This is a genomic window from Chryseotalea sp. WA131a (assembly GCA_025370075.1).
Lineage (GTDB): Bacteria > Bacteroidota > Bacteroidia > Cytophagales > Cyclobacteriaceae > ELB16-189.
Window position 1 is genome coordinate 3114581 of the sequence record CP073016.1, and the last position, 13717, is coordinate 3128297.

Sequence of the window (13717 nt, forward strand, 5' to 3'; positions counted from 1 at the left end):
TTATTTTACTTTTGAGTTTATCTTTTATGAACCCGCCTGACCTCCGCCTCCAAACAGGCTACAAACAAATCCTCCAATTGGCGTTGCCCATTTCGCTGGCACTCATCGTTCCTCAGATAAACTTTATCACCAACAATATTTTTTTGGGTGGCTTGGGCGAACAGGCCTTGGCCAGCGCGGCCATCACGGGCGTTTATTATTTAATCTTTGCTGTGATTGGTAGCGGATTGAACAATGGCTTGCAATCCCTTATTGCGCGAAAAGCGGGAGAGAATCTGCCCAAAGAAATTGGTAAACTGTTTTACCATGGTGTGTATGTGGCTCTTGGCATCGCCTTCTTGGGAATCCTAGTCAGCTATATTTTTGCGCCTGTTATCTTGCGGACAACCATTCACAATGCAGTCATTGCGGAGGAGGTCATCGGGTTTATTCGCATTCGGGTGTGGGGTTTGCCTTTACTTTATTTGTATGTGATGCGCAACGCGTTGCTCGTAGGCACCAACCAAACGAGATTTTTGGTTTGGGGTACACTGAGCGAGGCCATCGCCAATATTTTTTTCGATTATGGATTGATTTACGGAAAACTGGGAATGCCGCAAATGGGCTTCAACGGTGCAGCGTATGCTTCCATCATTGCGGAAGGAGTCGGACTGTTGGTGATCTATGCGGTAATTCATGCGAAAGGCATCCACAAAGCATTCTCGTTTTTTGAAAGTTGGAAATTGGAAGGAGAGATGGTGAAGATGATACTCATCAAATCTTCTCCGTTGATTTTGCAGTTTGCGCTGAGTATCATCACGTGGGAATATTTTTACATTTTGATTGAGCACCATGGCGCCCGCGACTTAGCGGTATCGAACACAATGCGCAATGTGTTTGGAATTGCGGGCATTTTTTCTTGGGCTTTTGCTGCTACTTCTAATACGATGGTGAGCAACGTGATAGGCCAAGGCAAAAAAGACGAAGTAATGCCATTGATCATCCGCATCTCAAAAGTTAGTTTTAGCTTTTCATTATGCATTACCCTTTTGTTCAACCTGTTCCCCGAAGTGCTTTTGTCATTGTTTGGGCAAGGCGAAGATTTTATTGTTTACGCCACGCCTGTTCTGCGAGTCGTTTCTTCGGCTTTGTTGCTGCAATCTTTTTCAGTTGTGTGGCTGAATGCCGTCACGGGCACGGGGAATACTGCAGTAAATTTGATGATAGAATTGGTCACCCTATTTTTATACACCGCTTACGTTTATTTTGTGTTAGAAGTTTGGCATTTGTCGCTGGTCTGGGGCTGGGTAAGCGAATGGGTGTATTGGATAAGTATGTTTTCGATGGCGTTCGTTTATATGCGGTCGGGAAGGTGGAAGAAAAAAGGGAGCTGACGAATCCATCAGCTCCCTTCACAAAATTCTAAAACGTATACCTCACAAACGGCACCGGGAAAAACCCTTGCTGATATTGATTAGCAATGGAATTCGTGCGCGGGTTGTAGGTTTGCGTAAAGATGTTTTGGTTGCCCGTTACGTTTTGTAAATCGAGTGAAAACTCTAGCGTACTTCGTTTGTATTCCTTACGATACGCTACGCGGAAGTCGGTGCGAAAATACGGTTGTTGTTTTTCGCTGAAGGCCAGGGTTTCATTATACACAGCCTGCCCTTGAGCTTGCGAGGCAGCAAAGTTCAGAGGTGTTAAGTAACGGCCACCAATCGTGGTGACTTTCAAATTCAAGCTTAAGAAATTCTTGTTCCTGCCAACTCTAAACTCTTTTCCTCCCAAGGCATTGACCACATATTGCGTATTGTAGGCAGTGTTGCGTTCAATATTGTCGCTTCCTTTGTATTTTGAATCAAAGATCGAAGTAGTAAAGAGAAAATAATAGCCCTTGCTGAAAAATCGCTCGAGGGTCAGTTCAACACCGTAGTTTTTTCCAGTTCCTCTGTTAATCAAATTTACTTTATCGGAAGGCCCAAAGCTTACACCTGTGTTGATCGCTGAAAAAGAAGACGCGTTGCGCTCTACCGGCACATTGCTCAATTCTTGGTAGTAGGCTTCTGCTTTCAAACGCAGGGTTTCTGATAAATTCCAATCATAGGTGAGCACGTAGTGATTGCTAGCAATAAAATCCAAGTCTTTGTTGGTATAGAGAACACCCGTGGGCGTTTTAGTTTGAGCGTAAGATGTGTACACCGAAGGCGTTTGATGATGCAAACCATAGCCGAAGCTCAACGATTTGTTTCCCGTCATTTGGTAAGTCACATTTCCCCTTGGTTCTACCACCGCTTGGTTATTAAGTGAATAGTGTTGTGCATGAAGTCCAGCAGAAAACGACAGCTTGCTGGAAAAACGATGCTTCCATTGTGTGTATGCTTGGCTCAGCGTGTTGTTGTCGGTGATGTCCACTCGCACAGTATCTTTATTTACATTGGCAAATAAATCGCGGTTGAAGAGAGTAAAGGTGTTGTAATCGATATAGACACCTGATGTAAGCGAGTTTTTAGAATTGAACTTGGTGCGGGTGAAGAAAACGAATGAGGCTTTGTCGGTATTAAACTTTGCTTCCGCCTGCTTGAATCTGCTGACAACATCCAAGTCGGCATTGCGGGTAAGGGAATCAGATGTGAACTTCTCGCGGGTGGTACTATAACCTAAGGTGAACTTAGCATACGTCTTTTTTGAGAGATTTTTTTCGAAGCTGACACCATTGATGGTTGTACCATATCTCGGATAAGAATCCTGATTTTCATTTCCATACAAATCGCTGCTGTTCGGCTTGCGCAAATCGTCTTTTTTGATTTTGCTTCCTAGCAAGTCGATGGAGCTGTTACCCAAAATTCCGAAAACAGTAAACTTGCCATTGTTCTTAGTTGGGAATGTCAACTTGTAATTTAAGTCTTGATAGTTAGGTGTATTGCCGCCCGTGCCAAACTCAATACCCAGTGCTTGAAACACACCTAAGGTAGAGTAACGATAATTTACAATGAAGGAACTTTTACTATTTTTTGAGAATGGCCCTTCAAGGCCTAATTCAAAACCATTAAAGCCAATCTGCGCGACCTTTTCAATTTTTTTATTGTTGCCCTCTCTTAACCGAATGTCAAACGCACCCGCTATGGCATTTCCGTATTGAGCCGGAAAAGCACTTGTTATAAAATCCGATTTGTCAAGGTTGTTGTTGTTCAACATGCTCACTGGGCCGCCCGTGCTGTTCAATGCACCGAAGTGGTTGGGATTGGGAATATTCAATCCCTCCAATTGCCAAAGCATACCTGTGGGTGAGTTGCCGCGCACCACGATGTCGTTGCGGGAGTCATTCCCACCAATTACACCCGCAAAGTTTGCAGCCATACGAGACGGATCGCCCAACGCACCAGCATAACGTTTGGTGTCATCAATGTTAAATGACCGTGCACTCACCGCGGCCAGATCATTGTTGGTGGCGGTTTTGTCGTCTTTGGTGTTGGCCGTAATCACCACCTCGTTCAGTTGTGCTACACGCTCGGTAAGTGATAAGTTCAAAATAAATTCTTTACCGGCCGTAACAATAATATTCGGAATGGTTTGTTCTTCATAACCAACATAGCTTATCTTAATGGTTTGTCTGCCCACCGGTACATTGGCGATAACAAAAAATCCTTCTTCATCACTAGCACTTCCCAAGGGCGATTCGAAGTTGCCTAGCACTTGCACGGTTACTCCTATCAAGGGTGCTTTACTTACTTCGTCCATCACTCTGCCGCGGATGGTTTGCGTAGTTTGGCTGTAAGCCTTCATTGACAATAAAATAGCAGCTACAAATACTCCAATGAGTAGAGTCGCATTTTTTCGGTGTTGATTTAAATTTTTCATGGCGTTTTTGTTTTCGATGGCTCAAAATTGAAACGCTTTTTCTTCCTCAGAATTGATTTGGGTTAAGTTCGGTGCCGGCTCGCGATTACTTAACCCAGATCAAGAAAACAATGCGCTACGAATTGATGTAAGTTAAGAAATCACTCCGCTCGCCAGTACTTGACTCAAATCAATTGCCTTCTCTTAGGCAAACAGCAATTTTGAACATCAAAAAAGCAGCCCTATGGAAAAGACAATAAAATCAATTTTAGTTTTAGGAGGCACTGGTCGCACAGGCAAACATGTGGTTGAACAAGCGCTACAACAAGGGTTGCGGGTTACCACGCTGGTGAGAGACCCTTCAAAAGAAAATAGCCTAAGTGAGCACCCCAACTTAGAAATCGTAAAAGGAGATGTGCTACATTATCCTGATGTGTACAATGCGGTACAAGGAAACGATGCCATCGTCTCTGCGCTGGGGCGCGATGGAAAAGACGTTTCACCAATCACCAAAGGAACGGAGAACATCCTTGCGGCTGTTCGAAAAAGTAGAGTCTGTAAACTGGTTTGCTTATCTTCTTTTGGTGCAGGAAGCACCCGTTCGAAGTCGCCTTGGTTATTGAATGCAATGGTTCGCCTTGCTGGATTGCAACGATCCTTCGAAGCAAAAGCGCAGCAAGAATTACTTTTCTACATGAGCAAAATTGATTTCACGTTGATAATGGCCGGCACGCTCACCGATGAAGGCCAGGATCAAGGAATCGCTTATGCTCTCACGCAACTGCCTTGTGTTACGGGATTGCCGAAGAAAATTTCACGGTCAAAGGTAGCTGCGTTTATGTTAGACCAACTGCATTCCAACCGATGGAGTCGAAACACGGTTTGCTTGCTCGCAGAATAAAAGATCGTTAAATCTTTTTTGATTCGGCCAATCGTTTCCGAATGCGGCTCAATGACTCAGGTTGTATGCCCAAATAGGTAGCAATGTATTGTTGAGGAATATTTGCAATTACCTTCGGGCGCGTTTTCATCAAATCAAGATAGCGCTCTTCGGGGCTCATAAACAAAAGCGATCGGTTTCGTTGGGCGATGCCCACAATGATAAACTCAGCAATCAACCGACCAAAGCGTTCCCACATGTGCGAATTGTTGTAGCCTCGCTGCATATCCTTGTATTCCAGCATCAAGAGTTCTGCATCCTCCAGCGCTTGATGTGTTTCAGTAGAAGGTTGCCGGGAGATAAAACCAGGGTAATCCGTAATGAAGTTTCCGTCAAAAAAGAAGTTATAGGTTATTTCTTCGTCTTGCACAATGCTGAATGACCGAAAATGCCCCTTATTGATAAATGCCACATGTGAACACACTTCACCGGCTTCCAATAGCAATCGTCCTTTTGGCAAATACTTCTTGCTCAGCATGCCTCTAAATTGGGCTAAGTCCACCTCATTAAAATCTACAAAGCGGTAGATATATTCTTTCACTCGCGCAAAATCCTCGTCCGTAATCATCTTATAAAAATCTTTTTAGGCAATTTACAAAGCTGCTCTACACTCGTCAAACTTTTTAACGTACGTAATTGCGGATGTTTCGTTGCATGCAATAAGTTAGGCTCAGGATAATGCCTGTTTCAAATCCTCTATCAAACTGTTCACGTCTTCAATGCCCACACTTAATCGTAAAAGATTTTCTGGTGTGGGCGAATCGGGACCTTCTACACTTTTGCGATGCTCCAATAAACTTTCGGTGCCGCCCAAGCTGGTGGCGTTGGTAAACACTTTTACACGCTGCGCTATTTTGATAGCGTCTTCTTTTGTACCCCTTACTAAAAAAGAAACCATTGCACCAAAATCGCTCATTTGATGCTTAGCAATAGCATGACCCGGATGTGTGATTAATCCAGGGTATAAAACTCGTTCAACTTTTGGATGCTGCGAAAGAAATTCCGCTACAGCTTTTGCATTGCTAATATGTTGCATCATGCGGGGAACAAAACTGCGAATGCCTCGAAGCAACAGCCAGCAGTCGAAGGGAGCGGGTATCGCTCCTTGTATATGTTGAATGTGGCGAATGCGCTCCCACTGTTCGTCTTTTTTAGCGGTGATGAGTGCGCCTCCTGTTAAATCGCTATGGCCTCCCAAATATTTGGTGGTGCTGTGCATCACGATATCCGCACCAAGCGCCAATGGATTTTGCAGGGCAGGTGTGGCAAAGGTATTGTCAACCGCTACTTTGATTCTCTTTTGTTTGCAAATACCAATGACAGAAGCTAAATCAACAATTCGAAGTTGCGGATTGGTGGGCGATTCTGTCCACACCAGTTTTGTGTTGGGTTGAATCGATTTAGAAAGATTGGAGACATCGCTTAAATCGGTAAAGGTAACATCCAATCCCCAAGGCATAAATACATCTTTAAGCATGGCACGAATGCCGGCATATGCATCGAAGTTGATGATAATATGATCGCTAGGCCGAAGGCTTAAAAACACAGCACTCGCAGCTGCGCTTCCGCTACTGAAAGCCGCTGCATCTTCGCCTTGCTCTAATTGAGCTAGCACAGTTTCTAATGAAGCACGCGTTGGGTTTGACTCCCGACTGTAAATATGGCCAAGCGGGTACTCGCCTGTGGGCGGATAATGAAAGGTAGACGAAAAATAAAGAGGTGAAGTAACAGCTCCTGTTGAAGGATCGGGCGTGGCACCTGCGTGGGCACAAATGGTTTTGATGTGTTCGGTCATTTTTTAAAAATCGTTTGGCGACTAAATGTAAGGTTTAATTTTTATTTGAGAAGATGGGAATTTAAAACCTATTTTATCTGGGTTCGACATTAAAAATTATTAAAAATGTCGAACAGCTAACAAACTCCCGGTATAGAAGCAGCATGCTGCTGGCGAAGCAAAGCGGGAGAAGTATAGCGGATAGCCTCCCTCCTTTTGGCTGTACCAAACCATTTTTATTCTTCCTTAAAAAATCACACCTTGTGGCAATAACCAAAACCCATTTTATGAAAAAGATTATGGTCATTGGCCTGTTCCTGTTTTTTGGATTAGCCGTAAAAGGTTTTAGCCAAACGGTGTATGCTTCTGCCAAAGGCGAAAAGTATCATACTGCTGATTGCAAACTTTCTGGCGATGCCGATGGCATGACTCTGGCCGCTGCCAAAAAGGCGGGCAAGGGTGCGTGCGGTGTGTGCAAACCAGACGAGCATGTGAAAGATAAAGTAGCACAGTGCAGCGGGAAGACTGCCGATGGATCAAAATGCAAGCGCATGACGGCCAGCAAATCAGGAAAGTGCTATCAACACGTAAGCAAATGATTTCCCAACCGCTTCATCCTACGGGTCCTAGCTTCTCGCGCATCATTACCGGTGCGTGGCGATGGCATACCGTTTCTCCCGAAACAGTCGAGCGTCTAATTCACACTTCGCTGGACGAAGGCATCACCACATTTGACCATGCCGATATTTATGGTGATCACACCTGCGAAGAAGTTTTTGGGCGTGTGCTGAGCGCAAATCCGGGCTTGCGAAAAAAGATCCAGTTGGTAACGAAGTGTGATATCAAATTTCCCTCAGCGCGCAGACCCAACACATGGATAAAACATTACGATACTTCGGAAGAACACATTACCTGGTCAGTCGAAAATTCGTTGAAGATGTTGGCCACCGACCACATCGATTTATTGCTCATCCATCGCCCGGACCCGTTACTCAATCCGCACGAAGTGGCCGAAACATTTGTGAAGCTGAAGGCAGATGGAAAAGTGTTACACTTTGGGGTATCGAATTTTACAACTGCACAGTTCAACATGCTGCAACACCACTTGCCCATGCCGCTGGTGACCAATCAAATTGAAATTTCGCTTTCGCGGATTGACCCGCTCTTCAATGGCGATTTGGATTTGATGCTGCAACTGGGTGCAAGTGCCATGGCGTGGTCTCCATTGGGCGGAGGCAAGATTAATTTTGACGACCGCGATTGGTTTGCCAAAGCTTCGAAATACAACGCCACCTACAGCCAGCTTTCATTGGCATGGTTGATGAAACACCCCTCTAACATTTTTCCCATTATAGGCACAACTAAACCCGAGCGAATAAAAGAAGCGGCAAAATCTGTTGACTTTGACTTGGACAGACAAGACTGGTTTGAGATGCTTAAATGGGCGATGGGGGGTAGGGAGATGCCGTAGGGCGAAAAATTCTTTTGTGCAAATTTTCAACTATCTGATATGGGCGGCAATTATGGTAATTGCAATTACCATTGTTGTTCACCTTTCTAATAAAAGAAGGTTAACAAAAAAAATCGAGCGCCTTCGTTTGCAGTGGGGTAAACCCAAAGCCGAAAATTTTGATTTTGACGCGATTCGAAAATATTCCGATGTGGCAAAAGCCGACAGCTTCCATCAAATTACAGAGCAGACCATTCATGACATTGATTTTTATAAAGTGTTTGCCTTTGTGGATAGAACAACGAGCAGGGTTGGGCAGCAATTTTTGTTTAAGAAACTTATTCAACCGGGCAATGAACCTAAAAATCCGCTTGACACTCTTATCGAAATTTTTGCTTCTGATAACATGTTGCGGGAAAGTATTCAATTGGAGTTCTCAAAATTGGAAAGCCGTGATGCCAATTACATTTCTTCGTTGCTAACAGACAACAATATCAAAAGACCGAAATGGTTTTGGCTGTTGTATCTGAACGTGGCCGTTTTGATTGGTCTTTTTCTTTTGTCTTTTCAATTCCCATTTTGCATCATAGTAATGCTGGCACCACTTACCATCAACATGTTTATCCATTATTGGAACAAAGGAAATACGTTTCAGTTTGTGCGCTCATTTCCACAGTTGAACATTCTAATATCCGTCTGCGCAGCAACAGAAAAAAAAGGGAGTGTGTTTGTAAACAAACAGGTGATTGCCTCCATGGAAGAATTGAAATCATTTCAACGAAAGTCTGTTTTACTTTCGTTGAAAAACGCCACAGGCCTGGAGGCGGAGTTGTCTTTGATTGGCCTTTACTTCATTGAACTCGCAAAAATATTTTTTCTAGTGGAGGTTTTTGCTCTCTTTGGAATTTTAAGAGAACTGAAAACGAAGCAATCGGCCATTGGTACGCTTTTTAGTTATGTTGGTGAAATTGATTCAGCTATTTCAGTTCTCTCGTTGCGTTCGGGTACCCTAAAAACTTGCGTGCCCGATTTTATTTCTGCCAAAAAGGAGATTTCAGTAAAAGGTATTTATCACCCACTCATTGAAAACTGCGTAAAAAACGATTGGGTAATTGCTGGAAAAAGTATGTTGATTACTGGCTCTAATATGTCTGGCAAATCTACTTATTTGCGAACCGTTACCATCAACTCGATTTTGGCTCAAACTATTTTTACTTGCTTTGCCGATAGATTTGAATCTCCTCCGCTAAAGCAATTCTCCTCTATCCGAATAGATGACAATTTATTTGAGGGGAAGAGTTTTTACTTTCAGGAAGTAAGGAGCGTAGCTTCTTTGATTGAAGCCTCTGAAAAGGATCATCAAAATTTGTTTGTGTTAGATGAAGTGTTTAAAGGCACGAACACCGTTGAGCGAATTGCTTCTGCCAAGGCCATTCTATCGTATCTAAACAAAAATAACAACATCGTGGTCGTTGCAACCCATGATATCGAATTGGCCGAAATGCTCGCTCGAGAGTATGATTTGTACCACTTTACGGAAACGGTAGAAAGCAACCATTTGCACTTTGACCATCGTTTGAAAATCGGGCCATTGAAAACAAGGAATGCCATTAAGTTGCTGGAGATCTCTAATTATCCAATGGAAATTATTAAAGAGGCAAGGGAGTTAAGCGAGGAAATTAAAAGTTGAATCGATCGGCAAGTTTTCGGATTTACTCCACCTCCACAATTATCTCCACCTCCACCGCCATGCCCAAGGGCAATGCATACATGCCCACAGCCGAGCGAGCATGTTTACCTTTTTCACCAAACACCGCTACCATAGTGTCAGAGAAGCCGTTGATTACTTTGGGCTGGTCAGTAAACGTTTCAGTACAGTTCACCATCCCCAATACTTTTACAATGCGTTTTACTTTGTTCAAATCACCCAACTCCGCTTTTAAAGTTGAGAGCAATGAAATGGCCGTTTGTCGAGCTGCTTCGTAGCCTTGTTCGGTGGTTAAATCTTTTCCCACTTTACCAATCGTGTTGCTGCCATCTGCTTTGGTGGGGCCATGTCCTGCCACAAAAAGCAGGTTGCCCGTGCGCACCGCTTTCACATAGTTGGCAATCGGCTTGCCGGGCGTAAACAATTCAATGTTCAGTTCTTTCAGCTTTTTGTCAAAGTCGATTTTTTGAGCGAAGCAGAAACTCACGAAAGACATCGCAATTAAAAGAGAGCACAGCTTTTTCATAAATAAAATTTTAAAAGTCAGAATTTAAAAGACGGTATCAACTGCCGTTTACACTACCGACTGCTTACTGCTAACTGCCTACTTTTTTCTCAACTGATTTCCTTCACCAAACCCTTGTTCTTCAAAATGCTCCCCACAAACTTGCGCTCGTTATCGGTATTGAAAATTTTGAACGGCAAATGAATCAATTGTGCTTTGTTCACAAATAGCAAGTAATGGTCCTTGCCCACTTGTGCACTTTTTATCTGGTCCCACTTTAGTGGCATGCCCTCACGCGGGTTGATTTTCATCACGATTTGTTGGCTGGTGATTTCGTACGAGAATCGCTCGAACAACATCTTGCCTTGTTCCAATTGGGTAACACCGTAAAATTGTATCCACCAAAAGAGCAAATACAAACCGGCACCAACCAATGCACCAATAAACCACCAAATGCTCGGCACTAAAAAATAGAAGAGGCAAATGGCTACCACAATCAAACTTACCCACCATTGCTTGCGCAAAATGCTTCGCATGGCCATTCGGATGTAATCTTTCTTTTCTAAACGGTAATTACGGGTTTTTACAATCATAAAGATTAGCTATCAAACGGCAAAAGTAACGCGGTTTTTCAATTGCACGCAATTTATTTTTCACCTTAAACATTCTTCAGATTTTGGCCACTGATTCACAGATATAGGCGAATAGAAGCCGGAAAAAATTTGCCTTGCTGTCCCATAAATCTGAGAATCAGCGGCAACTTCAACCTAAATCGGCTTCGTCTTCAAGCTCAAATCCAAACTCTTTACCGAGTGTGTCAGTGCCCCTACTGAAATAAAATCTACTCCGCACTCGGCTACAGCGCGCAAGGTGGCCTCGGTAATGCCGCCACTCGCCTCGGTTTGATAGCGCCCCCCAATCCACTCAACTGCTTTTTTCATGTCCTCACCACTCATGTTGTCGAGCATGATAACATCCACTCCGCCCACTTGCAACACCTCTTCCACTTCACGAAGCGAGCGTGTTTCAATCTCTATTTTCAGCTTTTTCTTTTTTTCATGTACGTACAATTGAGTTCGGTCAATGGCATTTTTTATTCCGCCTGCCATGTCCACATGGTTATCCTTCAACATAATCATATCATATAGCGCATAGCGGTGATTATGCCCACCGCCAATGGCTACCGCCCACTTTTCCATCAACCGAAAGTTAGGGGTGGTTTTGCGCGTGTCCAGTAACTTTGCCGATGTGCCTTCAATCAGTTTACAAAGTCGGTGGGTGTAGGTGGCAATACCACTCATACGTTGCATGCAATTCAGCACCAAGCGTTCTGCGGTTAATATCGATTGTGCTGGCCCCACTACTTCAAAAGCAATTTCTCCCGTTGCGATGGCATCGCCATCTTTTTTGAAGAAGGTAACTTGAAGTGTAGGATTAACCTGATGGAAAATTTTTGCAGCCATCTCCAGCCCGGCAATAATTCCTTCATCCTTTACCAGCAACTTTCCTTTGCCAATTACTTTTTCCGGAATTGCAGCCAACGAAGAATGGTCACCTTCGCCAACATCTTCGGCCAAAGCGGAGATAATAAATGATTGGATTGCTTCTTCTGTTAAGTAGGCAGGGCGCATCTACTCCTTAATAAACGAAATCTCGTGCACAAAATATTGCTTGTCGGTTTCTTTTACCCGTATCAACACATTGTAGCTATCGCTTCCGCTTTGGTATTTGCCAATAGCATACTTCAACCCGTTTGGCGATGACCCCGTGTGCAGCACATTGAAATCGCCCGCAGGGTGCTTCTTAAAAAAATCGCGGAGCACAAATTCAGCTTGGGCCTTGCTGTAGTTATTGATGTCGCCTTCAATGTTGATGTCCACCGACTGATTGAAATTCCTGACCAACTCTTTCGCATTGTTCGATTTGATGGCTTCCTTCATAGAGGCAAAAAGTTCGGCTTGGGCAAATACACCCGTGGCCGAAACCCCTAAAACAATCACCAAAACCCATTTCACATTTTTCATAACGGCAATACTAGGCCAAAATTATGCCATAAACCCGTTCCAAAAAATAAAAATCGATGCAATTTGCTCCCCATTTTTAGGTCAAGTGCCAGCATAATCAGGGCTGCCAACCTTTGAAAGGTTGGCAGCCCTTTGTTATTAACTTACTTTTGCAATCTAAATTTAAACCATCCTATGGGCTTAGTAGACCAATTCAACGCATACCGCAGCCAAATGAACGAACGCATTTTGGATGCAGACAACCTCATCATCAAACGCATCTTTAATCTTGATACCAACGCCTACCAAGCAGGCGCACTGGATGTAAAATCCAAAGAACTCATCGGCCTTACCTGTTCACTTGTGCTTCGCTGCGATGATTGCGTAAAATACCACTTGGGCAAGTGCAAAGAAGTGGGTTTCACCACGGCAGAAATACACGAGGCAATGGGCGTGGCCACGCTGGTAGGTGGCACCATTGTAGTGCCACACCTGCGCAGAGCATTTGAGTATTGGGATGAATTAACAAAAGCCTAATGTTCAAGCGCGACCTAGAACAAGAACGAATTTGGGCAGGATTGCTCGCGTCTATGGAAGCCATGATTGGCAAAAAGCCCAAAGACCTCAACGAAGTCTTGTACTTGATTGGCATACAAGAGCTCGGGCAGGGCGTCAAGCATTTCAGCAAAGAAGAGAAGCAAGACCTCATGCATATTGCCATCTGCAAAGTGTTAAGCCTAGCTGGCTATTATGAATTGGAAGGGTTGGATGCACAAGGCTGGCCGCACTGGAAACTCATCAAAAAACTTCCCCACTTCGATTTACTCGAGCAAGAAAAACTATTGAAGATGCACGTGATCGAATATTTTGAGAAAGAGTTTGAGTGGAGATTTGTCGCTAACGCTAATTGACCTTCATCCCAATAATCAATTTAGAAGTAATGTAGCCTTTAGTTTTAGGAAAGTAGATGTCCGCCATCTCGTAAGAAAAAGTGACGTTTCTGTTGATTAAGGTTTTAGGATCACTAACAAAATCATCGGAGCCATTGAAATAACTTATCCACAACAATCGATGTTCCTTGCCAGATTCTTCTTTCAAAACAATTGTGCCAAATTCATTTAGTTCCACGGCTTTTATTTTACCCGAAACTTCAAAACTGGTTGGTTGCTCTTGGGTAATGTCTTCTGTATTGGCAAATGAAACGAATATGGCAGGGCATTTGGTAGCCATTTTTAATCCTACTTTTTCGGCTAGGGGCTCAATCTCTTCCGTGCCTGATTCAAAATTGATGTTGTTTTTACCCGCAGCCTCTAAAAGACAAATGCCTAATTGCATCTCCACTTCTTTGCGATTTTTTAGATCAAGATTTTTTGCATTAACACATTCGCACGTTTGAGTGGCTATGCTTTCGAGTTGTGCATTGGTTTGCGAATAGAGTGGATGAATCGATAGTATAAAGAAAAGCAGGTAAATTGACTTTTTCATGAATGGTTGCTTTGGATAGAGTAGAGTAGTAATGAA

General features: G+C 43.5%; 15 protein-coding genes. 7 read left to right on the forward strand and 8 right to left on the reverse strand.

Annotated elements, in window-relative coordinates:
• Window positions 1–26: 26 nt before the first annotated feature.
• Window positions 27–1373 (forward strand): MATE family efflux transporter, encoded by a 1347-nt coding sequence (locus tag KA713_14300; protein UXE65634.1) that lies wholly within the window; start codon window positions 27–29, stop codon window positions 1371–1373.
• A 28-nt stretch (window positions 1374–1401) separates the two neighbouring features.
• On the opposite strand, the gene KA713_14305 is transcribed toward KA713_14300, so the two are convergent.
• Complete coding sequence (locus KA713_14305) at window positions 1402–3837, reverse strand: TonB-dependent receptor (protein UXE65635.1); 2436 nt, start codon at window positions 3835–3837, stop codon at window positions 1402–1404.
• 223 nt (window positions 3838–4060) lie between these two features.
• Between KA713_14305 and KA713_14310 the strand changes: the two genes are divergently transcribed.
• Window positions 4061–4717 carry an NAD(P)H-binding protein gene (locus tag KA713_14310; protein UXE65636.1) on the forward strand — a complete coding sequence of 219 codons (657 nt, stop codon included), beginning with the start codon at window positions 4061–4063 and terminating at the stop codon, window positions 4715–4717.
• 7 nt (window positions 4718–4724) lie between these two features.
• Here the strand turns inward: KA713_14310 and KA713_14315 are convergent, their stop codons facing one another.
• Both KA713_14315 and KA713_14320 read right to left on the reverse strand, forming a co-directional pair.
• The gene (locus tag KA713_14315) at window positions 4725–5324 is read right to left on the reverse strand and encodes a Crp/Fnr family transcriptional regulator (protein ID UXE65637.1); all 600 of its coding nucleotides are present in this window, start codon (window positions 5322–5324) and stop codon (window positions 4725–4727) included.
• A 102-nt stretch (window positions 5325–5426) separates the two neighbouring features.
• A complete protein-coding gene (locus KA713_14320) occupies window positions 5427–6551 on the reverse strand; it encodes an aminotransferase class V-fold PLP-dependent enzyme (protein UXE65638.1) in 1125 nt (374 codons plus the stop codon).
• Window positions 6552–6817: 266 nt separating this feature from the next.
• Between KA713_14320 and KA713_14325 the strand changes: the two genes are divergently transcribed.
• From KA713_14325 to KA713_14335, 3 genes are read left to right on the forward strand one after another with little or no spacing between them, the layout of a single operon-like run.
• The gene (locus tag KA713_14325; GenBank protein UXE65639.1) at window positions 6818–7129 is read left to right on the forward strand and encodes a hypothetical protein; all 312 of its coding nucleotides are present in this window, start codon (window positions 6818–6820) and stop codon (window positions 7127–7129) included.
• Window positions 7126–8001: an aldo/keto reductase gene (locus KA713_14330; GenBank protein ID UXE65640.1), complete on the forward strand. Its 876-nt coding sequence runs from the start codon at window positions 7126–7128 to the stop codon at window positions 7999–8001. The genes KA713_14325 and KA713_14330 overlap by 4 nt, the downstream gene beginning before the upstream one ends.
• A gap of 52 nt (window positions 8002–8053) precedes the next feature.
• Complete coding sequence (locus KA713_14335; GenBank protein ID UXE65641.1) at window positions 8054–9670, forward strand: DNA mismatch repair protein MutS; 1617 nt, start codon at window positions 8054–8056, stop codon at window positions 9668–9670.
• A 22-nt stretch (window positions 9671–9692) separates the two neighbouring features.
• Here the strand turns inward: KA713_14335 and KA713_14340 are convergent, their stop codons facing one another.
• From KA713_14340 to KA713_14355, 4 genes are all read right to left on the reverse strand, one after another.
• Window positions 9693–10184 carry a RidA family protein gene (locus tag KA713_14340; protein ID UXE69141.1) on the reverse strand — a complete coding sequence of 164 codons (492 nt, stop codon included), beginning with the start codon at window positions 10182–10184 and terminating at the stop codon, window positions 9693–9695.
• A 119-nt stretch (window positions 10185–10303) separates the two neighbouring features.
• Window positions 10304–10786: a YcxB family protein gene (locus KA713_14345; protein ID UXE65642.1), complete on the reverse strand. Its 483-nt coding sequence runs from the start codon at window positions 10784–10786 to the stop codon at window positions 10304–10306.
• A 174-nt stretch (window positions 10787–10960) separates the two neighbouring features.
• Window positions 10961–11824, reverse strand: coding sequence for a carboxylating nicotinate-nucleotide diphosphorylase (nadC, locus tag KA713_14350; GenBank protein UXE65643.1), 864 nt, complete (start codon window positions 11822–11824; stop codon window positions 10961–10963).
• Complete coding sequence (locus KA713_14355) at window positions 11825–12217, reverse strand: DUF4783 domain-containing protein (GenBank protein UXE65644.1); 393 nt, start codon at window positions 12215–12217, stop codon at window positions 11825–11827.
• A gap of 174 nt (window positions 12218–12391) precedes the next feature.
• On the opposite strand from KA713_14355, the gene KA713_14360 reads away from it, so the two are divergent.
• Window positions 12392–12733 carry a carboxymuconolactone decarboxylase family protein gene (locus KA713_14360; protein UXE65645.1) on the forward strand — a complete coding sequence of 114 codons (342 nt, stop codon included), beginning with the start codon at window positions 12392–12394 and terminating at the stop codon, window positions 12731–12733.
• Entirely contained in the window at window positions 12733–13107 is a 375-nt protein-coding gene (locus KA713_14365) for a hypothetical protein (GenBank protein ID UXE65646.1), read from the forward strand. The genes KA713_14360 and KA713_14365 overlap by 1 nt, the downstream gene beginning before the upstream one ends.
• On the opposite strand, the gene KA713_14370 is transcribed toward KA713_14365, so the two are convergent.
• Window positions 13100–13681, reverse strand: coding sequence for a hypothetical protein (locus tag KA713_14370; GenBank protein ID UXE65647.1), 582 nt, complete (start codon window positions 13679–13681; stop codon window positions 13100–13102). The two genes, KA713_14365 and KA713_14370, sit on opposite strands and share 8 nt — an antisense overlap.
• Window positions 13682–13717: the final 36 nt, after the last annotated feature.